This window comes from Actinoplanes sp. GCM10030250 (genome assembly GCF_042666575.1).
Classification (GTDB): Bacteria; Actinomycetota; Actinomycetes; order Mycobacteriales; family Micromonosporaceae; genus Actinoplanes.
The window spans coordinates 66,176-88,184 of sequence record NZ_JBHTDO010000004.1 but is presented as its reverse complement, the minus strand read 5'-3'; the positions used below and the strand labels follow the sequence as shown (position 1 = coordinate 88,184).

General features: G+C 70.6%; 22 protein-coding genes. 13 read left to right on the top strand and 9 right to left on the bottom strand.

Annotated elements, in window-relative coordinates; genetic code table 11:
* Positions 1-320: 320 nt before the first annotated feature.
* Complete coding sequence (locus tag ACFQV6_RS08330) at positions 321-2,912, top strand: LuxR C-terminal-related transcriptional regulator (protein WP_378026769.1); 2,592 nt, start codon at positions 321-323, stop codon at positions 2,910-2,912.
* Here ACFQV6_RS08330 and ACFQV6_RS08325 read toward each other — a convergent pair.
* Positions 2,894-3,769, bottom strand: coding sequence for a YihY/virulence factor BrkB family protein (locus ACFQV6_RS08325; RefSeq protein ID WP_378026768.1), 876 nt, complete (start codon positions 3,767-3,769; stop codon positions 2,894-2,896). The two genes, ACFQV6_RS08330 and ACFQV6_RS08325, sit on opposite strands and share 19 nt — an antisense overlap.
* Positions 3,770-3,855: 86 nt before the next feature.
* Here ACFQV6_RS08325 and ACFQV6_RS08320 point away from each other — a divergent pair, with 86 nt between their 5' ends.
* From ACFQV6_RS08320 to ACFQV6_RS08305, 4 genes are all read left to right on the top strand, one after another.
* The gene (locus ACFQV6_RS08320; protein ID WP_378026767.1) at positions 3,856-5,847 is read left to right on the top strand and encodes a phage holin family protein; all 1,992 of its coding nucleotides are present in this window, start codon (positions 3,856-3,858) and stop codon (positions 5,845-5,847) included.
* A gap of 63 nt (positions 5,848-5,910) precedes the next feature.
* Positions 5,911-6,747 carry a class II glutamine amidotransferase gene (locus ACFQV6_RS08315; RefSeq protein WP_378026766.1) on the top strand — a complete coding sequence of 279 codons (837 nt, stop codon included), beginning with the start codon at positions 5,911-5,913 and terminating at the stop codon, positions 6,745-6,747.
* Entirely contained in the window at positions 6,747-7,967 is a 1,221-nt protein-coding gene (locus ACFQV6_RS08310) for an arginine deiminase (protein WP_378026765.1), read from the top strand. Before ACFQV6_RS08315 ends, ACFQV6_RS08310 begins: the two co-directional genes overlap by 1 nt.
* 35 nt (positions 7,968-8,002) lie before the next feature.
* Entirely contained in the window at positions 8,003-8,749 is a 747-nt protein-coding gene (locus ACFQV6_RS08305) for a metallophosphoesterase family protein (protein ID WP_378026764.1), read from the top strand.
* On the opposite strand, the gene ACFQV6_RS08300 is transcribed toward ACFQV6_RS08305, so the two are convergent.
* Positions 8,730-9,230, bottom strand: a complete 501-nt coding sequence (locus tag ACFQV6_RS08300; RefSeq protein WP_378026763.1) for a hypothetical protein — start codon at positions 9,228-9,230, stop codon at positions 8,730-8,732. The genes ACFQV6_RS08305 and ACFQV6_RS08300 overlap by 20 nt on opposite strands.
* A gap of 108 nt (positions 9,231-9,338) precedes the next feature.
* Between ACFQV6_RS08300 and ACFQV6_RS08295 the strand changes: the two genes are divergently transcribed.
* Positions 9,339-9,887: a hypothetical protein gene (locus ACFQV6_RS08295; RefSeq protein ID WP_378026762.1), complete on the top strand. Its 549-nt coding sequence runs from the start codon at positions 9,339-9,341 to the stop codon at positions 9,885-9,887.
* Entirely contained in the window at positions 9,884-11,308 is a 1,425-nt protein-coding gene (locus ACFQV6_RS08290; protein ID WP_378026761.1) for an MFS transporter, read from the top strand. Before ACFQV6_RS08295 ends, ACFQV6_RS08290 begins: the two co-directional genes overlap by 4 nt.
* On the opposite strand, the gene ACFQV6_RS08285 is transcribed toward ACFQV6_RS08290, so the two are convergent.
* From ACFQV6_RS08285 to ACFQV6_RS08270, 4 genes are read right to left on the bottom strand one after another with little or no spacing between them, the layout of a single operon-like run.
* A complete protein-coding gene (locus ACFQV6_RS08285; protein WP_378026760.1) occupies positions 11,281-12,225 on the bottom strand; it encodes a YihY/virulence factor BrkB family protein in 945 nt (314 codons plus the stop codon). The two genes, ACFQV6_RS08290 and ACFQV6_RS08285, sit on opposite strands and share 28 nt — an antisense overlap.
* The gene (locus ACFQV6_RS08280; protein ID WP_378026759.1) at positions 12,222-12,668 is read right to left on the bottom strand and encodes a hypothetical protein; all 447 of its coding nucleotides are present in this window, start codon (positions 12,666-12,668) and stop codon (positions 12,222-12,224) included. The genes ACFQV6_RS08285 and ACFQV6_RS08280 overlap by 4 nt, the downstream gene beginning before the upstream one ends.
* On the bottom strand, positions 12,668-13,069 hold the full coding sequence (locus ACFQV6_RS08275) for a hypothetical protein (protein WP_378026758.1): 402 nt from the start codon (positions 13,067-13,069) through the stop codon (positions 12,668-12,670). The genes ACFQV6_RS08280 and ACFQV6_RS08275 overlap by 1 nt, the downstream gene beginning before the upstream one ends.
* Positions 13,066-14,409 (bottom strand): diacylglycerol/lipid kinase family protein, encoded by a 1,344-nt coding sequence (locus ACFQV6_RS08270; protein WP_378026757.1) that lies wholly within the window; start codon positions 14,407-14,409, stop codon positions 13,066-13,068. The genes ACFQV6_RS08275 and ACFQV6_RS08270 overlap by 4 nt, the downstream gene beginning before the upstream one ends.
* Before the next feature lie 110 nt (positions 14,410-14,519).
* Between ACFQV6_RS08270 and ACFQV6_RS08265 the strand changes: the two genes are divergently transcribed.
* Genes ACFQV6_RS08265 through ACFQV6_RS08240 form a run of 6 tightly spaced genes read left to right on the top strand, consistent with a single transcriptional unit; the run spans position 14,520 to position 18,231 of the window.
* On the top strand, positions 14,520-15,350 hold the full coding sequence (locus ACFQV6_RS08265) for a M48 family metallopeptidase (RefSeq protein ID WP_378026756.1): 831 nt from the start codon (positions 14,520-14,522) through the stop codon (positions 15,348-15,350).
* 56 nt (positions 15,351-15,406) lie between these two features.
* On the top strand, positions 15,407-16,204 hold the full coding sequence (ppk2, locus tag ACFQV6_RS08260) for a polyphosphate kinase 2 (RefSeq protein ID WP_378026755.1): 798 nt from the start codon (positions 15,407-15,409) through the stop codon (positions 16,202-16,204).
* A gap of 7 nt (positions 16,205-16,211) precedes the next feature.
* The gene (locus ACFQV6_RS08255) at positions 16,212-16,448 is read left to right on the top strand and encodes a hypothetical protein (RefSeq protein WP_378026754.1); all 237 of its coding nucleotides are present in this window, start codon (positions 16,212-16,214) and stop codon (positions 16,446-16,448) included.
* Complete coding sequence (locus tag ACFQV6_RS08250; RefSeq protein ID WP_378026753.1) at positions 16,445-17,107, top strand: potassium channel family protein; 663 nt, start codon at positions 16,445-16,447, stop codon at positions 17,105-17,107. The genes ACFQV6_RS08255 and ACFQV6_RS08250 overlap by 4 nt, the downstream gene beginning before the upstream one ends.
* Positions 17,104-17,607 carry a hypothetical protein gene (locus tag ACFQV6_RS08245; RefSeq protein ID WP_378026752.1) on the top strand — a complete coding sequence of 168 codons (504 nt, stop codon included), beginning with the start codon at positions 17,104-17,106 and terminating at the stop codon, positions 17,605-17,607. Before ACFQV6_RS08250 ends, ACFQV6_RS08245 begins: the two co-directional genes overlap by 4 nt.
* 42 nt (positions 17,608-17,649) lie before the next feature.
* A complete protein-coding gene (locus ACFQV6_RS08240) occupies positions 17,650-18,231 on the top strand; it encodes an HdeD family acid-resistance protein (RefSeq protein WP_378026751.1) in 582 nt (193 codons plus the stop codon).
* A gap of 577 nt (positions 18,232-18,808) precedes the next feature.
* On the opposite strand, the gene ACFQV6_RS08235 is transcribed toward ACFQV6_RS08240, so the two are convergent.
* The 3 genes from ACFQV6_RS08235 to ACFQV6_RS08225 are packed head-to-tail and all read right to left on the bottom strand — an operon-like array spanning position 18,809 to position 21,992.
* Positions 18,809-20,146 carry a dipeptidase gene (locus ACFQV6_RS08235; protein WP_378026750.1) on the bottom strand — a complete coding sequence of 446 codons (1,338 nt, stop codon included), beginning with the start codon at positions 20,144-20,146 and terminating at the stop codon, positions 18,809-18,811.
* The gene (locus ACFQV6_RS08230; protein WP_378026749.1) at positions 20,146-20,556 is read right to left on the bottom strand and encodes a hypothetical protein; all 411 of its coding nucleotides are present in this window, start codon (positions 20,554-20,556) and stop codon (positions 20,146-20,148) included. Before ACFQV6_RS08230 ends, ACFQV6_RS08235 begins: the two co-directional genes overlap by 1 nt.
* Positions 20,556-21,992: an APC family permease gene (locus ACFQV6_RS08225; protein ID WP_378026967.1), complete on the bottom strand. Its 1,437-nt coding sequence runs from the start codon at positions 21,990-21,992 to the stop codon at positions 20,556-20,558. The genes ACFQV6_RS08230 and ACFQV6_RS08225 overlap by 1 nt, the downstream gene beginning before the upstream one ends.
* Between the last annotated feature and the right edge of the window lie 17 nt (positions 21,993-22,009).

Below are 22,009 nucleotides of genomic sequence, written 5' to 3'. Positions count from 1 at the left end.
TTGACCATCACTTCTTGGCTTCCCGCCAATACGCGGGGTTGCCGCCCGCCTACCGACTGTGCTTCGGTGGCGGTGAAAGCATCGACCGATGATGCACTCTCGGTAATCATCCAGCGTCCGTCGATAGTTTCCGCACGGAACAGAAACTCTCGGTGGTAACGCTTCGTGTTGTAGTGCACCTGACCGCGGGAGCGCGGGCCGGACGGCTTCACAGAAGGGTGCCACGACGGATTCTCCCCGTTTCGCGACCGGGCAGGATCGCCGCATGGCGCCGTGGGGGGTAATGCCGCATGCGGGAAGTGAAGACCGACCGACCGTCCGTGCCGATAGCACAAGCCGTCCGGGTGACCCGGCCGCTCGTACCCGATGGGGTGCTCTGGCGGCCGGGCCTCGCCGAGAAGCTCGACGCCGGGGTCCGCCGGGCGGTGACGGTGCTCTGCGCCGGCCCGGGCTGGGGCAAGACCGCCCTGGTCTCCTCCTGGGCGGGCGCCCGGTCGCACTCCGGCCCGATCGCCTGGCTGAACCTGACCGCACAGCACGACGACCCGCTGGTGTTCTGGTCGGACATGATCCTGGCGCTGCGGACGGCCGGAGCCGCGCCGCTCGACGACTCCCTGCCCGAACCGGGCCGGTCGTCGCTGGCGGACGAGATCCAGGTCCGGCGCCGTTTCGCCGCCGCCCTCGCCGAGCTGCCCGCGGTGACCGTGGTCGTTCTCGACGACCTGGACCGGGTGACCGATCACCGGGTGCTGGGCGCGCTCGCCGGACTGCTCCACGTCCTGCCCGAGCGGCTGCGGTTCGTGCTGGTCTCGCGTACCGAGCCGGCGCTTCCGCTGCACCGCCTCCGGGCGGCGGGTCACCTGACCGAGATCCGCTCGCGGGACCTGGCGTTCGGCGTCGAGGAGGCCGGCAAGCTCCTGGCGCTGCAGGGGCGCCGTCCACCGGCCGGGGAACTCGCGACGCTGGTACGGCGCGCCGAGGGCTGGGGCGCCGGATTGCGCCTGGCCGCCACCGACGCGGTCGAGGACTACCTGGAGCGAGAGGTCATCGCCGGGCAGCCGCCACACCTGCGGGACTTCCTGCTGCGGACCAGCCTGCCGGACCGGATCTGCGGTGAGCTGGCCGACGCGCTCACCGGGCAGAAGTACGGCCACCGGACCCTGGAGGAGCTGGAACGGGCGAACGTGTTCGTGGAACGGATCGGTCAGGGCCGCTGGTTCCGTTACCGCCAGATGTTCCGGGCCACGCTGCGCCACCAGCTCCTGCTGACCGACCCGGAGTCGGCGCCGCAGCTGCACCTGCTCGCCGCGCAGTGGTTCGCGGGCAAGGGCAACGGCCTGACCGCCCTGACCCACGCCGCGGCCGCCGGCGACTGGGACTTCGTGTCCCGGCTGGTCGTCGACCGCGGACTCCAGCTGTTCGCTTCGGCGGACCGTGAGGAAGTGATCGAGGTGCTGCGGCGGATCCCGATCGAGCGGCTTGCCGAGACCGCCGAGCTCGCGTTCTGCGCCGCGCTGATGGCCTATGCCCAGGGCGATCTCGCTGTCCTGCCGCAGCGGCTCGCCCGGGCCAGGGCGCTGCTCGCCGGCCGCGGTACCGGCTACCGGGCGGTCATCGATCTGGCCCTGGCAGTGCTGGAGAACAGCGCCGTCGTCCGCCGGCTCGGCGACATGCCGCGGCTCGACGCGCTCGGCGCCGACGTGCTGGAACAGCTCGCCGCGCTGCGCTGGGACCAGGTGCCGGCCCGGTTGCCCTATCGGGCGATGACGCTCAACAACCGGGGCGCCGCGCTGCTCTGGACCGGCCGGCTGGACCACGCGGAACGCTATCTCTGGGCGGCCTCGTCCGGCGCCCGTGCCGCCGGGGCGCCGCTGGTCGAGACCAGTGCGCTGGCCCACCTCGCCCTGCTCATCCTCCTGCAGGGCTCGCCGAACGGGGCGCAGGAGCACGTGACCGCCGCCGTGGACGTGGCCCGCCGGATCGACGCCCGCGACCGGCCGGCGGCCGCGGCGGCGTATCTGACCGAGGCGCTGCTCGAAACCGAGCGTGCCCGGGACGCGGAGGCCGAGGACGCGCTGCGGCGAGGGCTGCACGCCCTCGGGGCGAACCCGGAGGCGGCCCTCGCCGGGGTGGCCCTGCTGGTCCGGGCACGCCTGCTGCTGGACCGCGGTGAGCCGCTCGCCGCCCGCGCCGCACTGCAACGCGGCCGCGAGGAGGCCGGTCCGCAGCTCCGGGCACCGATGCTGGACCGGCTGCTCGGGCTCACCGAGGCCGAGGCGGACCTGGCCCTCGGCCAGCCGGCCGCCGTCGTGGCCCGGTACGCCCGGCGCCCGCCCGTTCCCGCACTGCTACCCGTCGAGCAGGTGTGCCTGGCCCGCGCCTATCTGGCCACCGGGCACGAACCGGCGGCCGAACGTCTCCTGGCCCGGGTGCGGGAGAGCCCGGACCGGATCGCCGCGGTCTCCGGCTGGATCCTGACCGCGCTCGCCGCCGACGCGCAGGGCCGGGGCGCCCGGGCCGGCGAGGCGCTGACCCGGGCCCTCGCCGACGCGGAGTCCGACCTGATCCGCCGCCCGTTCCGGATCTTCGACGCCAAGCGGGTCCTGGCCCTGGCTGAGCGGCGCCAGTGGCTGACCGAGGTGCGCGGCGGGCCGATCAGCGACCGTGTGCTGGCCGAGATCACCGGTGAGCTGCCGGTGATCGGTGCGGCGCACACGGCGGGGCCGCTCAGCGACCGGGAACTCGAGGTCCTGCAGTACCTGCCGTCGGTCCTCACCGCGGCGGAGATCGCGCAGAACCTCGGCATCTCGGTGAACACGGTCAAGGCGCACATGCGGTCGATCTACCGGAAGCTGGGTGCCGGGCGGCGGCGCGAAGCGGTGGTGATGGCACGTCAGCTGGGGCTGCTCTGATCGTCGGAAGCCCTTCGGCCAGGCCACAGATCGGAGGCCAGCCCGGCGGCCACCGCGGTGATCAGCAGGCAGAACGAGAGCACGTACAGCCAGCTGATGAACGTGAACGCCAGCCCGATCGTCCCGTACCGCTCGGCGCTGGACTGCAGGGCGATCGGCAGGTAGACGCTCGCGGCGGCCCGGACACCGACCATGGCCAGCCCGAAGAGGGCGCCGGCGAACAGCAGCCGGCGCCGGGGCAGGCCGGGACCGAGCAGGATCCGGGGCAGCAGGAAGGCGAGCGCGAAGTCGGCCACCAGGGCCAGCGCCACACCGGCGACCCGGGGCGCCGGTAGCATGCCGGTCAGCCAGCCCAGGATCCGCGCGGAGACCAGGAACAGCACGAGCATCAGGACGGTACCGACCTGCCACGCGGTCGCGGCCGGGCCGGGCCGCCGTCCCCGCTCCAACCAGATCGCCCGGTAGGAGCGGTTCAGGGCCCGGGCCAGCCCGGTCGCGGAGACCACCACGATCAGGCCGCCGACCAGGCCGAACGCTCCGTTGCGGCTGCCGCCCAGCGCCTCGTCGAGCAGCCGGGCGCTGCTGTCCGGCAGCCGGACCAGCTCGTCCAGCCGATCGCGTGCCCGGCTGCCGAGCAACGCCCCGAACATGATCAGCAGGGGGAAGATCGAGGTGAAGGCCTGTGCCGCGAGCGTCATCGAGCGGTCGAAGACCTGCACCCGGACCAGCTCGCTCGCCGCCTTCAGCAGTGTCTTCCCGGCACGGTTACCGAGGATCAGCGCGGCACGCGGGCGCAGCCGCCGTGGCACGGCGGCCAGGATGCTGCCGGGGCTGAAGGTCCGGTCCGGCTCGGTCACCCCGCCATGGTCGGTGGCCGGGTGCCGGGCGAGCATCATCCGGCGCGGATGGCGTACGCGAGCCCGCCCGTGCCGACACTGACGGAATGCCGAACTCCGATCCGCGCCCACGGCCGGTGCTGTCCACCCTGATCACGGTGGTGCTCGGCAGCGCCGCGGTGTACCTCACCGTCTGGCTGGTCCCCGGCATCACCGCGGACGACTGGTGGGCGGTCCTGGCCGCCGCCGTCGTGATCGGCGTGCTCGGCGCGATCCTGCGGCCGCTGCTGGTCATCGTCCTGTCGGCGATCGGCTGGCCGGGTGTGGTGCTCGGGTGGCTGGTCGTACAGTCCCTGCTCGTCTACGCCGCGCTGCGGCTCACCCCGGGCATCCACGTGGACGGGTTCCGGGCCGCGTTCGTGGCGTCCTGGCTGGGCGCCATCCTGATCAGCGCGGGGCTCTGGCTGGTCACCGCCGGGCAGCCCGGCGCGGTCACCCACCACCTGTTGAGGGTCAACCGGCACTTCCGGCGCAGCGTTCCGCCGAGTGACGTGCCCGGTGTCATCATGATCCAGATCGACGGGCTGTCGGCGCCGCTGGCGCGCTGGGCGATCGAGGCCGGCAACCTGCCCACCCTGGGCCGCTGGCTGCGCGACGGCAGCCACACGCTCACCGAGTGGCACGCGCAGCTGCCGGCGACGACGCCGGCCAGCCAGGCGGGGCTGCTGCACGGCGCGAGCGAGCAGGTTCCGGCCTTCCGCTGGTACGAGAAGACGGCCGGCCGCCTCGTCGTCACCAACCACCCGCAGGACAGCGCCCTGGTCGAGTCCCGCTGCTCGGACGGGCACGGGCTGCTCGCCGACGGCGGGGTGAGCGTCAGCAACGTCTTCTCCGGCGACGCCGCGACCTCCCTGCTGACCATGAGCACGATCCCGGTACGGCGCAACGGCCCGGCCCGGTACCTGAGCGCCTACCTGCTGGACCCGTTCGGCCTCACCCGCTCGCTGGTGCTGACCACCGGGGAGATCTTCAAGGAGTTGCACCAGGCCCGCCGCCAGCGGATCCGCCGGGTCCGGCCGAGGATGCACCGGAACTGGGCCTACGTGCTGCTGCGCGCGATCACCAACGTGCTGCTCCGGCATCTGAACCTGGCCGTGATCGCCGAGCAGATGATGCGCGGCGCGCCCTCGGTCTTCTGCGACTTCGTGGACTACGACGAGATCGCCCACCACGCCGGCCCGGCCCGGCCGGAGTCGCTCGCCGCGCTGGAGGGGATCGATGCGGTGCTGGCCACCCTGGAGGAGGTGGCCGCGGCAGCGCCCCGGCCGTACCGGTTCGTGGTGCTCTCCGACCACGGCCAGAGCCAGGGCGACACGTTCGAGCAGCGCTACGGGTTGCGCCTGGAGGACCTGGTGGGACGGCTCACCGCGGCCGGCGGTGTGGTCGCCACCCGGGAGAACGAGCAGGCCGGGCGGGCCGGCGTGCTGAAAGCGGGGCTCACCCGTACCAAAGAAGGAAAGAAGGACCCGGCGGAAGCGGAACCCGCCGCACCGGACCGGCCGGAGATCGTGATCGCGGCCTCCGGCAACCTCGCGCTGATCTACCTGGCCCGCGTGCCCGGCCGGGTGACCCTCGAAGAGCTCGAGGAGCGGCACCCGGCACTGCTCACCGGCCTGAGCAGCCATCCGGGTATCGGCTGGGTGATGGTCCGGTCGCGCACGCAGGGCCCGGTGGTGCTGGGCCGTGCCGGACGCCGGCGGCTCGACGACGACCACGTGGAGGGCCTCGACCCGCTGATCGGTTTCGGTCCGCGGGCGGCCGAGGACCTGCGCCGGCACGACCTTCTGGCGAACACCGGCGATCTGGTGGTGAACAGCCTCTGGGATCCGGTGGCGCAGGAGATCGCGGCGTTCGAGGACCTGATCGGCGGCCACGGCGGCATGGGCGGCTGGCAGAACCGGCCGGTGCTGATCCATCCGCGCGAATGGCCGGCCCCGGAGGTGCTGGTCGGCGCCGACGCGGTGCACCACGTCCTCTGCGGCTGGCTGGAGCAGGCCGGGTGCCGGTCGGTGCGGCGAGACCTCATCCTTCCGGGGTGAGCCAGGTCGCAAGCCTGGCGGGACACGATGGCGTCCATCGTCAGTCCTGGGAAGGGATCCGCCATGTGCCGCTGGCTGGCCTATTCGGGTACGCCCATCCGGCTCGAAGAGCTGCTCTACAAGCCCCGTTACTCGCTGATCGACCAGAGCCTGCACTCCCGTCTCGGCGTGGAGACGACCAACGGCGACGGGTTCGGTGTCGGCTGGTATCCCGTCGAAGGACCCGGCGAGCCCGCGCTGTTCCGCGGCGTCGGACCCGCCTGGAGCGACGGCAACCTGCGGGAACTGGCCCGCTGCACGCTGTCGCCGCTGTTCCTGGCACACATCCGGGCCAGCACCGGCACACCGGTGCAGCAGTCCAACTGTCACCCGTTCCGCTATCAGAACTGGCTCTGGCTGCACAACGGCTCGATCCGCGACTTCGCGCGCCTCAAGCGGGACCTGATCCTCGCCGTCGACCCGGAGCTGTACCCGTACCTGAACGGCTCCACCGACTCCGAGGTGATGTTCTACCTGGCACTGACCTTCGGGCTGCGGGACCGGCCGGTGGCCGCGATCGAGCGGATGGCCGGGCTCGTCGAGTCCGTCGGCCGTGCCTACGGCGTGCCGAATCCGCTGCAGATGACCATCGCCACCACCGACGGCGACCGGACCTGGTGCGTCCGCTACTCCAGCGAGGGGCACAGCCGTTCGCTCTACTACAGCACCGAGATATCCGCGCTGCACAAGCTGTACCCGGAGAACAAGTCCCTGCTCAGGCTCTCCGACGAGACTCGGCTGATCGTCTCCGAGCCCCTCGGCGAGCTGGAGGGCGCCTGGCAGCCGGTACCGGAGTCCAGTTACGGGGTCATACAGAAGGGCGATGACGAGCTCGGCCACTTCGAGCCCGCGGTGCCGTGATGGGTTTTCACGTCGATTCCGAGACCGGCCGGCTCCGCCAGGTCATCCTGCACCGGCCGGGCATCGAATTGAGCCGCCTCACCCCGGACAACGTCAAGGCCCTGCTCTTCGACGAGATCCTCTGGGCACGCCGGGCCCGCGAGGAGCACGACGCGTTCGCCGAGGTCCTGCGCGAGCGGGGGATCAGGGTGCACTACTTCGCCCGGCTGCTCTCCGACGTGCTGGACATCCCCCACGCCCGGTCGTGGATCCTGGACCGCATCGTCACCGACGACACCGTCGGGCCCACCCTCGTCGGCCCGCTGCGCCGGCTCGCCGAGCAGGCCGAGAGCGAGAAGCTCGCCGACTACCTGATCGGCGGCGTGCTCAAGAACGAGCTCGCCGGCTTCACCGTCAACAGCCTGCGCTGGGAACTGCTGAACGCCGACGATTTCGTGCTCGCCCCGCTGCCCAACCACCTGTTCCAGCGGGACAACTCGGCGTGGATCTACGGCGGGGTCAGCATCAACCCGATGGCGATGGCGGCGCGGCTCCGGGAGTCGGTGCACAGCGCGGCGATCTACCGGTTCCACCCGATGTTCACCCTCGCCGACTTCACCGTCTGGTACGGCGGTGACGATCTGCCGCACCAGCCGGCGACCCTGGAGGGCGGGGACATCCACGTGCTCGGCGGCGGCGCGGTGATGATCGGGCTGGGCGAGCGGTCCACCGCGATGGGCGTGGAGAACCTGGCACGCGCCCTGTTCGGGGCGGGCGCCGCGACCAAGGTGATCGCGATCGAGCTGCCGCACTCGCGCGCCATGATGCACCTCGACACCGTGATGACGATGATCGATCGGGACACCTTCGTGCTGTACCCGTACCTTCAGGAGTCGCTGCGGTCGTGGACCGTACTGCCCGAGGACGACCCGGACGGTCTGCGCGTGATCCGCAACGAGGACCTGTTCGCGACGATCGCCGAGACCATCGGGGTCGAGAAGATTCAGCTGCTGGAGACCAACGAGGACGTCCGGGCCGCCCAGCGCGAGCAGTGGGACGACGGGAACAACTTCCTCGCGGTCGAGCCGGGCGTGATCGTCGGCTACGAGCGCAACGTCACCACCAACACGTTCCTGCGCCGGCAGGGCATCGAGGTGATCACCATCGCCGGTGGCGAGCTGGGCCGGGGCCGTGGCGGTCCCCGCTGCATGACCTGTCCCATCGAGCGCGACGCCGTCTGATCCACGGGGAGCCCGACCATGTCGTACCCACCGCGGTGATCATCGCGCACGTTTCGGACCTGCATCTCGGTGCGCACTCACCGGAGGCCGTGGACAGCCTCGCCGCGGACGTGACAGCGGCGAGGCCGGTGCTGACCGTCGTCACCGGCGACCACACGATGCGGGCCCGGACCCGTGAGTTCCGGCAGGTACGGGAGCTGCTCGACCGGCTGCCGGATCCACTGCTCGCGGTCACCGGCAACCACGACGTGCCGCTGTTGAGCGCGCGGCGCCTGTTCGACCCGTACGGTCGCCATCAAAGATGGATCGACGCCGACCTGGACCCGGTCCGCCGGATCCCCGGTCTGACCGCCCTGGGCCTGCAGTCGATGCCCCGGTGGCGCTGGAAGGACGGCCGGGTCACGCCGCGGCAGGCGGCCATGGTCGTCCGGGTGCTCGGCGAGGCGCCGCCGGACGACGTCCGGCTGCTGGCGCTGCACCATCCGCCGCTCGCGTCGCCGCTGCTGGGCCGGCGTCGGCTGCTCGGCGCGGTCCGTGCCGCCCGGGTCGACCTGGTGCTCGCGGGGCACACCCACGTCCCGGACGTGCGGACCGGCGTGCGGTCCCGGCCGGTCTTCGTCGTCGCGGGAACGGCCACCAGCCGGCGGGTGCGCGGGACGCCGCGCTCGTGGAGCCTGATCACCGTGGAGCGGAGCGGTGGTGTCGTGGTGCGGGAGCGGCAGCTCGGCAGCGGCGGGTGGCACACCGCCCGAATAGTTACGTTCAGTGCAGCAGGGTTTTGAGGACGACGAGCGCCGCGCCGAATCCACCCGCGACCAGGGTCGAGATCAGCCGCTCCGTCCGGGTGAGCCGCCCGCGCGAGCCCATCTGCCAGCCGGCCCCGCAGAGCAGCAGAGTCGTACAGATCAGCGACGCGATCTCGGCGCCGAGCACCGCCAGGCCGGTCACCCGGAACACCACCATGACCAGCAACGGCAGGAACGTCGCGGTGACGAGCTCCCAGCCGCTGGTCAGATGGTGCCGTACGGTGTGCCACGCCGGCCGCCGCCCGGAATGGACACGCTCCGCGACGATCCGGGCGTACCGTTCCGCCGCCCAGTACACGGTGAGCGTGACCAGCACCGTGGCGATCACCGCTGCCACGGTCTTCGCGTGCGAGGCCACCACCACCGCCGCGCCGACGATGAGTCCGTAGATTGCTGCCGCGGTCTCCTCCTCGGTCTCCCGGGTGAGGCGGACGCGGATCGGGCCGGTGCCGGGCATACGGTCCTCCAGAGAACTGGCAGGCCCTCAGGCTCGCCGAGCCCGGGAACGGACTCATCATCCGGCCGGGATGAACCGGCGGCCCGTGCCCGCACCGAAGCTGAGCGCATGGGTAACCCGTTGCGCCGGCGGTCGGACCGCATCGAGAGCGCCATGATGCTGACCCTGCTCCTGCTCTTCCTTCTGGCCGGGCCGCTGCTCGGCTGGTGGGCGGCCCGATCGAGCTATCTCACCGACCGGCAGGCCCAGGAGTGGGAGCGGATCCACGTGCACCGCACCGAGGCACAGCTCACCGGTGAGCCGGAGACCCTCGGCATGGGTGAGTCGCGGACGGTCGCGCCGCGCGCCGCCCGTGCCACCTGGCAGGCGCCCGACGGCACGCCGCGCACCGGCATCGTGCAGGTCACCACGACCGCGAAGTCAGGCGACCGGATCGTCATCTGGGTCGACGACCGCGGCGTCCTGCGCGGTGCGCCGCAGGTGCGCGACCCGGTGCCGCAGGCCGTGCTCGTCGCCGCCGCCGTCCTGCTCTGCCTGGCCGCGGCCCTCACCGGGATACGCGCGATCGGCCGCACCCTGCTCGATCGGCGCCGGGATCTCGCCTGGCAACACGAATGGCAACAAGTGGGACCGGAATGGAGCCGTGACCGGAGATGACCGAACGAACCAGCACCGGCCGTTTTCCCACCACCCTGCGGCAGGCGCTGATCGCCTTCGCACTGGCCCAGTTCATCTGCAGCTTCGCCGGCTCCAACATGAACGTGATGATCACCGACATCAGCAAGGACCTGAACACCACGGTCCAGGGCGTGCAGCTGGCGATCACCCTGTTCCTGCTGGTGATGGCGGCCCTGATGATCCCCGGAGGCAAGCTGACCGACAGGTACGGCCGCAAGTGGTGCCTCATCCTCGGCCTGCTGCTGTTCGGCTCCGGTGCGCTGCTGAGCTCCTTCGCGCCGGGCCTCGGTGTCCTGATCATCGGCTACTCGGTCCTCGAGGGCGTCGGCACAGCACTGCTCATCCCGCCCGTCTACATCCTCACCACGCTGCTGTTTCGGGACGTCGGCTCCCGGGCCCGCGCCTTCGGCGCGATCAGCGCGATGGGTGGCATCGGCGCGGTGGCGGGCCCGCTCATCGGTGGGTTCATCGCGTACGCGATCAGCTGGCGGGCGGCCTTCGTCCTGCAGGCCCTGATAGTCCTGGCGATCGTGCTGCTGAGCCGCCGCGCGGTCCGGGACCCGCTGCCGCCGGACCGGTCGGTGCCGTTCGACGTCCTCGGTGCGGTGCTCTCCGCCGCCGGCCTGATGCTGATCGTGATCGGTATCCTTCTCGCCGACGACAACGCGCTCGCGACGCTGGGCCTGGTCGTCGCCGGTGCCGTCGTCCTGGCCCTGTTCTTCGTGACCGTGCGCGCTAAGGAGCGGTCCGGCCGTGAGCCGCTGCTCTCCACCTCGCTGTTCCGCAACCGGGCCTCCAACCTCGGCCTGGTCACCCAGAACACGCAGTGGCTGATGGTGATGGGCAGCTCGTTCGTGGTGTCGACGTATCTGCAGGTGGTGCGCGGCTACAACGCGATCGAGACGGGCGGGGTGTTCACCGCCACCACGGTCGGTGTGCTGATCTCGTCGTTGTTCGCCGAGCGGATGGCGAAACGGCGGCCGCAGCGCACCCTGATCCTCGCCGGGTTCCTGGTCACCATCGCCGGCATCGCGCTGCTGCTCCTGCTCGGCGGCACGTCGGAGCGGATCTGGGCGATGTTGCCCGGCCTCTTCGTGATCGGCCTGGGCCTGGGCGGGATGCTGACACCGTCGGTGAACGTGGTGCAGTCGAGCTTCCCCGAGCACCTGCAGGGGGAGATCTCCGGTCTGTCGCGCAGCGTCTCCAACCTCGGGTCGTCGCTCGGCGCCGCGCTGACCGGGACGATCCTGGTGGCCGGCGTGAACGGGGCGGCGCCTGGTCGTGCGTACGTCCTGGCCATGGTCGCCGTGGCCGGCGCCGGTGTGATCGGCCTGGTCGCCGCCTGGTTCCTGCCCACCGGCCAGATCCTCGCTCAGGACGGCGGATCGCGCAGCACGTAGTCGATGCCGGCCGCCGGTATCCGCTCCTGTTCCCGGGCCAGCAGCGACATGGCCCGGGCATCGGCCTCGGACGGGCGGCTCTCCTGCAACGCGCGCGGCCACAAACGCCCGTGCCGCACCGCCGCGACCTCCGCCGCCAGCACCAGCAGGTTGCTCATCACGTAGAGCAGCGTGAACACCCCGGCCACCGTGGCGAAGCCGCCGTAGACCCGGCCGGCCCGCCGCACCAGCTCCGGCAGCACCGAGGCGCCCAGATTCAGCACCAGCGTCACCGCCACCGCGCCGGTCACCGCACCGGGCCAGAGCGATGCGAACGGCGCCCTCCGGGTCAGCAGCGTCTTCGTGACGACCACGAGGACGGCGAACGCCACCGCGAACGATCCGATCAGTGCGGCCACTCTGGACAGTGCCGGCAGCGCGGTCAGTGCGGTGGACGCGACGGTGAGCCCGCCGACGGTGACGGTGCCGGCGAGGATGACCGCCAGGGCGGCCACCACGCGCAGATAGCGCCCGGCCACACCGGCTCGCCGCCGGAAGGGCACGGCCGCGAGGTGATTGAGGGTCTCGTACGCGGAAACGACCACCCCGATTCCGGAGAACACCAGCCCGATCACGCCCGCGACGAGCGCGGCGGACGACGCCGAGAGGCTCGCCAGTGCGCTCTCCACACCGTCCTGCAGCACCGGGGGCACGATGGCGGCCACCACCTCGGCGCTCAAGTCGGGCCGGCGGGCCAGCACCTCGGAGACGATCACGACGCCGAGCAGCAGGGTCGGGAAGAGGCTGAGGAAGCCGTAGTAGGTGATCAGCGCGGCCTCGCGGATCCCGCCGTCGTCCAGATATTTGCGGACCACCGCGTAGCTGAAGCCCAGCACGGGGTGCCGCCGTTGCAGGTCGTCCAGGCGGCGGAGGATCACGGCCGGTACGTGCCGGGTACCTCGGCTGCCTCCGTGCCGTAGGCGTCGGCTATCTCCGCTCCGTGTGCGGTGACCGCGAACAGGATGATGCCGGCCAGCGGGACGGCGATGATCGACCAGACCGGGTGTGCCGCGGCGAAGACGAAGTTCACCAGGGCGGCCAGGACCGCCAGCACGGCGGCGATCACCCGGGCCCACACCAGGCCGCGAACCAGGCCGACGCCGGTGACCACGGCCGTCACCCCGAGGATCAGGTGCAGCCAGGCGAGGGCTGTCATCGACACCGGCAGCAGCGCATCGGACCGGCTGCCGGCCAGGGCCTCGGGGCGCGCCAGAGCGAGCAGGCCGATGCAGAGGTGCACGGTGCCGAGCAGAACCAGCAGGAGACCGCCGAAGAGGACCCAGGCGGTCCAGCCGGTCGCACGGCTCTGCTCGACACGCATCAGCAGGTCCCGGCGATCGCGTCGCGCAGTGTCTGCGCGCTGGCCCGTACCGACGCGACGGAGGCGCGCACCGCCGCCAGGTTGGTGACGTTCGGATCCTCACGGGCGGTGCCGACGGTCGTCTGCAGCGCGTCCACAGTGGTCCGCAACCCGTCCGCCTGCGCGCCGAACTGGGCCTTCGCGTCGAGCACGAGCTGGTTGAGCTCGTTGAGCAACTGGCTCACGTACGGGCGGATCGCGACGATGCCGTTCTCCGACACGTTCACCTGACGAATGTGGTTCACGGTGTTCTGAACGGCGGCGTAGCTGTCGCACACCGCGGCAACCTCCGGCTGGTCCTGGCCGGCGCAACCACCGGCGGCCAGAACGCCCAGGGCCGTCAACACTGGCAGAAGTCTCATGAGGTGAGGATCCCGCCCCGCGGTTCGGCCGGCGTCATTCCCCCGGGGTGTTTTTCGCCGGTGTGCAGCGCCAGGTGACGCAGCCGGGTCCAGTCCATCTCGGGACGCGCCGGGCGGATCCCGGGGCGGTTCCGGGGCACCCGTACCCGCAGCGCCGCGGGCCGGATCACGCACCGCACCGGCGTGGGCATGCTCACCGCCTCGCCGTCGATGCCCACCGGCACATCCGGCGCGTCGGCGTCGACGACGGCCTCGGCCGCGGACCGTACGGTCAGCGACTTCGCCCGCCCGCGCCCGCTGATCAGCCCGGCGGCGTCGGCCGCACCGCGGACGGTCACCGCCAGCACGCCGAGCACCCCGCCGTCGAGCCGCGGCCGCTCGCCGAGGCCCGCCACATCACCCGCCGTGTACGGGTTGTTGCTGATCAGCACGGCCTGCGGGCCGGTCACCGTGACACCGTCCACGTCCAGCCGCAGATGCGGCCCCTGCTGGCCGGAGAGCACGGCGGGCAGCAGGTCGAGCGTGGTGCCGACCTTGTCGTCGCGGTAGGCGGGACTCTGCACGATCGCGGCGTACGCGCCGAACGAGGCGTTGTTGACGAACGTCCGGTCGCCGATCAGGCCCAGGTCCACCTCGATCTCCACCCCGTCGGTGAGCGCGTCCAGGCAGGTCGACGGGTCCTCCCGGTCCAGGCCCAGATCCAGCGCGAAGTGATTGCGGGTGCCGGCCGAGATGACCAGGAACGGCAACCCGTGCTCGGCGGCTATCCCGGCCACCAGAGCCTGGGTGCCGTCACCGCCCGCCACACCGAGCATGTCGGCGCCGTCGCTGACGGCCTGCCGGGCGAGCGCCGCGACGTCCACCGCCGGGCCGTCCAGGACGAACACCTCCGCGCCCAGGGCACGGGCACGCTCAGCCAGGCGGAACCGCTCCACCTTGCCGCCACCCGAGCGCGGATTCATGATCAGGTACGGGCGGACCGGTGCCCGTGTCTCGTATTCCGCGGTGCCCTGCTCCCGGGCCGGCGCCAGCGCACGCCGACCGGCGGTCACGGCGGCCGACCACAACAGTCCGAACAGGACGACCACCCAGATCAGGTTCGCCCGTGCGTAGAGCACCATCACCACCAGCGGGGCGAGAACCACCACCACACCCGCGAGCCACCGCAGCACCCCGCGATGGGTGAGGAACCACCAGGCGGCGGCGAGGCCGGCGGCCCCGCCGACGGCGCCGACGATCAGCAGCCCGAGGCTCCCGGCCAGGCCGGCGGCCGCGAGGACGAGCAGAGCGGCCACCGCGGCGGTGGCGAACGACAGACGAGCGAGCCAGCGTGCATTCATCCCGCCAGCGTCGCGCCGGCACCGTGACCGGTCCTCATGCCTGCGGGATGATGTGTGACCCGTTGTCCGGGGTGGATGGTCGTCGGCGAATCCCGGAACGGAGGACCGTCATGGCGAAAGCCCGGCTGCGCCACCCCGCCGAAAAGCCCTTCTACGTGTTCATGGTGATCCTGAACCTCATCATCATCTGGCTGATCGTCCAGGCCGCGATCACGCTGCCGTTCGTACCGGACCGGGTGCGGGACTCGGCGTGGGGAACCACGATCCGCTCCGCGTTCATCGGACTGCTCCTGCTGATCCCGGTCCTGATCATCATCCGGGAGACACAGCGCGCCTCGATCCGCGGAACCGCTGTCCAGCTCTCACCGCGGCAGTACGGCGAGCTCTACGAGGTGGCCGACGAGTTCTCCCACAAGCTCGGCCTGCGCCGCCGGCCCAACTTCTACCTGGCGAACGGCAACGGCACCCTGAACGCGTTCGCCGCGCAGGCCACCGGCCACGACTACGTGGTCCTTGCCAACGAGCTGTTCGTGAACCTGTACGAGAACAACCGGGACGGGCTGCGGTTCATCCTCGGCCACGAGCTGGGGCACATCAAACTGCACCACGTCGGGCTCTGGTACCAGCTGTCCGTCGCGTACTCCGAGCGGATCCCGATCCTCGGGCCGACCCTGTCCCGGCTGCGGGAGTTCTCCTGCGACAGGCACGGCGCATACCTCTGCCCGTCCGGCGCGACCGGCCTGGTGCTGCTGGCCTCCGGGCGGCACACCGAGCACACCACCGACGTGGAGGAACTGGTCCGGCAGGGCCAGGCGCTGCGCGGTTTCTGGGTCGAGCTGGCCCAGTTGCCGCAGTCGCACCCGTTCACCGTACGGCGCCTGGAGCGACTGTTCCGCCTGGGTCTGCTGCAGTCTCGGGCCCGCACGGAAAGCCCGGTCTGACCTGCTCATCCGCGTGGGATGACGTCGATCGGGCCACCGGCGGAAAGGCTGAAGCCATGGAACGCTCCCTTACCCGCAAGTTCAGTGCCGAGCGGGCGCTGCGTCCCTGGCAGGTCGAGTTGCTGAAGCTGCAGCGGCACCTCGAACTGGAGAAGCTCCGCATGATCGTGCTCTTCGAGGGCCGTGACGCGGCAGGCAAGGGCGGGGCGATCCGCCGTGTCACCCGGTTCATGAACGAGAAGCACTACCGGGTCGTCGCGCTCGGCCGCCCCACCGAGGAACAGCGTTCGCAGTGGTACTTCCAGCGCTACGTCGCCCAGTTCCCGGCCGGCGGCGAGATGGTCCTGTTCGACCGGAGCTGGTACAACCGCGCGATGGTCGAGCGGGTCTTCGGCTTCTGCAGCCCGAAGGAGTACCGCGACTTCCTGCGCGGCGTGACCGGCTTCGAGAAGGACCTGGTCCGCCAGGGCACCGTCCTGGTGAAGCTGTACTTCAGCGTGACCCGCGAGGTGCAGGCGCGACGGTTCGAGCGCCGCCGCACCGACCCGCTGCGGCAGTGGAAGCTCAGCGAGATCGACCTGCAGGCGCAGGACCGCTGGGACGACTTCACCGATCGCAAGTACGAGATGCTCAAACGCACCGGCACCCGGGCAGCCCCGTGGCTGATCGTCCGCTCCAACGACAAGCAGAGCGCCCGGCTGAACACCATGAGGGTCATCCTCAACGCGGTCGACTACAAGGGACGCGCTCCCGGCCTGGACTTCGCCCCGGACCCGCAGATCGTGGTTGCCGGCGTCGAGGAGATCGCCGCGATGGAGGCCGAGCGGGCACGGAGCGGCAAATTCACCGGGTGAGGAGGTCATGATCGTGCCCGAAGCGTCGTACCAGGTCAGAGTTTCCGGGGTGATTCCCGACGAGGTGCTGGCGGAATTACAGGACCTGACGGTCACCGTCGAGCCGCCGGAGACGGTGCTGCACGGGTCGATGCCCGACCAGTCGGCGGTGGTCGGCCTCATCGCCCGGATCCACGGTCTCGGGCTGCGGCTCATCGAGGTGCGCCGCCTGCCCGCGGAAGAAGGGCCGGGGGAGTCCCGTTGAAAACCCGGCCGGCACGTGGCGGCTACGGCGTGGTGCTCCTGATGATCGTGGTCACCTACGTGCTGGCGCTGCTCGCCGAGCAGCGGTGGATGATCGCCGTGCTGCTGTTCGTGCAGACCCTGACGGTGTGGCAGGCGCTGCGCGTCTCCCAGGCCCGGCCCGGAATGCGGATCGCGGCCGCCCTGGTGTTCGCGCTGGCCCTGGTCGCCGCGATCGTGAACGTCTTCGCCAACCGGTCCCCGCTGATCGGCTGGACCTTCTCGGCCGCCAGCGCGCTCTATCTCCTGGCACCGTTCTCGATCGTGCGGGATCTCGGCGGCCGCCGGACAGTCGACCAGCAGACCCTGCTCGGCGCGCTCGCCGCGTATCTGCTGATCGGGATGGCGTTCGGATTCGCGTACGAGTGTGTCGCCGCCCTGCAACCCGGCCCGCTGTTCGGCGAGAACGGGGACCCGGGGCTCTCCGACACGCTCTTCTTCAGCTTCGTCACCATGACCACCACCGGGTACGGCGACCTCGTACCCGCCGCCAACCCGGCGCGGACCATCGCCGTCCTCGAAGCCCTGATCGGCCAGCTGTTCCTGGTCACGGCGGTCGCGAAGGTGGTCGAGAACTGGCGTCCACGCAACTGGCAGGCGACGACGGAGGACCGCTCATGACGCCGCTGCTGTTCCTGGCTTTCCTCGTGCTGCTGGTCGCCGTCGCCCGCGAGCGGCGAAGACGCAAAGCCTTCGTCGACGAGGGATCCGCCTTCTGGTGCCGTGTCCGAGCCATCCATTTCGTCTCACGGCGTTTCCCCCTCAGGACCGGGTTCCGGGCCGGCGGCGCGCCGGGAAACTGGAAGCTGTTGCGCCGCGGGTGGTCACGGCGGATGTGGGCGCGCTGGTGCGGTGACGTGCTCGTCGTACGCCGCGGTCTGATCTTCGATCGCACCGTCTGGCTGGCCGCCCGGGTCTCCCCGGTCGGCGTACACACCGTCCCGGCCCGCGACGCCCGCCGCTGCGGCCGCGACCCGATCGCCGTACGGCTCCAGCTGCACGACGGCTCGGTCATCGAGGTCACCACCTCCGCGTCGGAGCGCCTCGAACTCGTCGGCCCGTTCCTGGCCGCGGCCCTGAGTGATCTGCCCAAGGCGCCGGCCCGCCGGCGCGAGACCTAGGCGCCGGCCCGCCGGCGCGAGACCTAGAAGGAGTCTCCCGTCATGAATCGAACCTGGAAATGGGCACAGCTACTGGCCGGCATCTTCACCCTGGTCCTCGGCATCATCGCCTTCGCCTGGCCCGAGGCAACACTCCACGTCGTCGGCTTCCTCTTCGGCCTCAACCTCCTGATCGGCGGCCTGTCGAGAACGGCCCTGCTGTTCTTCTCCTCCGGTTACCCGATGTTCAACCGCGTCCTGGGCATCATCTTCAGCGTCCTGGTCGCCGTCATCGGCATCCTCTGCCTGCGCAACATCGCCGGCTCCCTGAAGCTTCTACTCGTAATCGTCGCCATCGGCTGGCTCCTCGACGGCCTCGCCGAAATCTTCATGAGCTTCGGCTCCGGCGGCTCCGGCAACGGCTGGCGCATCGGCTTCGGCCTCGTCGCAGTCCTGGCCGCCATCGCCCTGCTGGTATGGCCCAACATCGGCCTGGCAGCCTTCGTCTTCTTCGGCGCGACCACACTCTGCCTGCTCGGCCTCTGCCTGATCTTCGTGGCGGTCGCGGGCCTCCGCTCCCACTCCACCGAAAGCCCGGCACACCACGAGGCAGCCGACCTCACGGCCCCCTCACCGACCGCCTAGCACCCCAGCCGCGGGGCGCGCACGCTGATCTCCGCGTGCGCGCCTTTGCTGGCTAACGTGCGCGAGCAGCTGCACGCGTTACGGCTAACGTGCGCGATTAAGTGCACGCGTTACGGCTAACGTGCGCGATTAAGTGCACGCGTTACGGCTGATGGGTGCCGGGGCAGTGCAGCTGCACACGGCCTGGCTAACGTGTGCAGATAGCCGCACACGTTAGCGGTCCGTGCGCTTTTACCCACGCCATAGGCGGTGTCACCGCACACGCAACCCCAATGTGCGCTTCTACTAACGCTGGCAACCGATCCGGGGCCGGCGCATGGGTCGCGAAGGCCGGTGAAGCTTGGTGAAGGCCGGTGAGGGCGTGCCGCGCGCGAAGCCCGCGGAACACGCCCACCCGCGGAACACGCCCACCCGCGGAACACGCCCACCCGCGGAACACGCCCACCCGCGGAGCGCGTGCCGCCCGCGGATCTCGTGCCGCCCCCGGAAAGCGTGCCGCCCCCGGAAAGCGTGCCGCCCCCGGAACGCGATCCGGGCCCGGCACGTGGGATCACGCGCCGGGCTCGGATCGCCGATCTCACCCGCTATAACCCCGAAGGAACAGCGCCTCAGCATGCGCCAACCGCGCGATCTCCCCCGGGTCAACACTCTCATTAGGAGCGTGGATCAAAGCCAACGGCTCCTCCACCCCCATCAAAATGATCTCCGCCTCCGGATAGACCTCAGCGAACACATTGCACAACGGAATAGACCCACCCTGCCCCAGGCTCGTCATCTCCCGCCCGTACGCCTCCCGCATAGCCGCTTCCAACGCCCGATAGGCCGGCCCACCAGTACGCGCCTCGAACGGCTGCCCCAGCGCCTCCTTCTCCACCAGCACCCGCACCCCCCACGGCGCCGCCGCGTGCAAATGCGCGATCAGCGCATCCTGAGCTTTCACCGCATCCGTCCCGGGCGGCACCCGCAGGTTGATCCGCGCCCGCGCGTGCGGCTGAATAGCCGCCGCCGAGCCGATCACCGCCGGACAGTCGATCCCGAGCACCGTGACAGCCGGACGAGCCCAGATCATGTCCGATACCGATCCGTCCCCCAAGAGCCCCGCCCCGTCGACGAGTCCGGCGTCGGAGCGGAACTGGGAGGGGGGATAGGGATGACCGCTCCACGTCTGGCTGCTGTCGAGCCCGGCGATCGTGGTGTTCCCCGCCCGGTCCCGCAGCGACGCCAGCATCTGGATCAGCGCCGCGAGAGCGTCCGGCGCCGCACCGCCGAACATCCCGGAGTGCAGCTCGCCGGCCAGGGCCTCCACCGTGACCACCAGGTTCACCATGCCCCGGAGGGTGACCGTGGCAGCCGGTACGCCCACCGCCGCGTTCCCCGTGTCGCACACCAGGATGGCGTCGGCCCGCAGCAGATCGGGTTCGCTCTCGACCAGGTTCTCCAGCCCACCAGTGCCCTGCTCCTCGGAGCCTTCCACGATGAGCTTCAGGTTGACCGGCACGTCGCCGCCCAGGGCCCGCAGCGCCGTGAGGTGCATGACGATGTTGCCCTTGCAGTCGGCCGCTCCCCGCCCGTACCAGCGGCCACCCGATTCGGTGAGCTGGAACGGCGGGGTGCGCCAGGCGTTCTCGTCGAGCGGGGGCTGTACGTCGTAGTGCGCGTAGAGCAGGACCGTCGGCGCGTCCGGCCCGGCTGCCAGGCGTTTCCCGTGGACGGCGTGGCTGCCGTCGCTCGTTTCCCGCAGGCTGAGCCCGGTGAAGCCGACATCGGCGAAGTGATCGACCACCCAGTTCGCCGCCCGCAGGCACTCCGACGCCGGATATTGCCGGGGGTCGGCGACCGACGGGATGGCAACCAGCTCGGCGAGGTCGTCGTGGGCCCGGCCCATCAGGCCGTCGATCCGGTCGGCGAGGGTCATCAGGCCACTTCCTCGAGCTTGAGGTCGTCGACGACCCGCTGGAACGCGTCCAGGTACTGCGGGCAGTAGACCTTGATGATCAAAAGCTGACCCTGTACGACGTTGTTGTCAGCGATGACCGGCCGCAGCCCGGGGCCGCCCGCACCGTTGGTGAGCTGGCCGTAGAGGATGCCGCGGCGCAGCGAGTCGTCGGGTTCGTCGCAGACGGCGCCGCCGTCGTCGCCGAGTACCCGGGCGATCTGTTCGGGCTGCGGTGCGCGCAGCCCGGCGGCGTTGAGCTCGGTGATGAGCTGCTGAGCCTTCTCGTCGGCCCGGGCGTCCTGCTGGTTACCGGCGAAGGAGAACAGCGCGATGCCGGCGAGCACGACCAGCACGACGATGGAGGTCACGTAGAGAATCCGGTGGTTCATCATGCCTGAGCCTCCTGCGGCTCGGTCTTCCAGGACGGCTTGCGCAGCCGGTAGAAGAGGTACGGGACGAGCAGGCCGAGCCCGAGCGCGCCGCCGGCGACGACCGCCAGGTAGACGCCGACGTTGCCGGAGCCGAACTGTGACGGCGGGATGAAGCCGATGAGCAGGGCGGACAGCGACGCCGCGAAGCCGATGCCGCAGAGCCCGGTCAGCATCGGGGCGCGGTAGCCGCGCGGGTGGTCGGGCTGGAGGCGCCGCAGGCGTACGGCGGCGACGAACATCAGCAGGTACATGATCAGGTAGACCTGCGTGGTGATCACCGAGAAGATCCAGTAGGCGCTGGAGACGTCCGGGATGAACGCGTACGCCAGCGCGATCACGGTCGTGACCAGACCCTGGGTGACCAGGATGTTCTGCTGCACACCGTGCTTGTTGAGCCGCTGCAGGAACGGCGGCAGGTAGCCCTCCTGGCGGGAGATCATCAGCAGGCCCTTGGACGGGCCGGCCAGCCAGGTCAGCATGCCACCGAGGGACGCCGCGACCAGCATGACGCCGATGATCGGGGTGAGCCACTGCGAGTTGAACGTCGCGAACACCGCGTCGAACGCCTGCATGACGCCGGCGGTCAGGGAGAGCTGCTCGGCGGGAACGATCCAGCTGATCGCCAGCGCGGGCAGGATGAAGATCAGCAGGACGAGGCCCATCGACATGAACATCGCCCGCGGGAACTCACGGCCCGGGTTCTTCAGCGAGCCGACGTGCACCGCGTTCATCTCCATGCCGGAGTACGACAGGAAGTTGTTGACGATGAGCACGAGGCTGGAGAGACCGGCCCAGACGGGTAGCAGGTTGTCCGCGGTCATCGGGGCGGCCGACTCGTTGCCCTGGCCGAGGAAGGCGACGCCGAGGATGACCAGCAGGGCGCCGGGAATCAGCGTGCCGATGATCAGGCCACCGCTGGCCAGCCCGGCGACACCGCTGGTGCCCCGGGACGAGACCCAGACGCCGGCCCAGTAACAGACCATGATCACGATGGCAGTCCAGACACCGCTCGAGGCGAGGTCCGGGTTGATGACGTACGCCAGCGTGCTCGCCACGAAGCCGAGCAGGCTCGGGTAGTAGAAGATCGTCATGGCGAACTGGCACCAGACGGCGAGGAAGCCCAGCGGCTTGGACAGCCCCTGACTCACCCAGTTGTAGACGCCGCCCTGCCAGCCGGAGGCCAGCTCCGCCGAGACGAGCGCGGTCGGCAGCAGGAACACCAGAGCCGGTATGACATAGAGGAAGATGCTGGCCAGCCCGTAGACCGCCATGGTGGGTGACGGGCGAAGGCTCGCCACCGAACTGGTGGTCATCAGCGCCAGCGCCACCCAGGAGATGTACGCGACCGCCTTGGGTGTCGGCGGTCTAGTCGTCGTTTTGTCGGGTACATCCATCGCGCTCACGGCGCCTC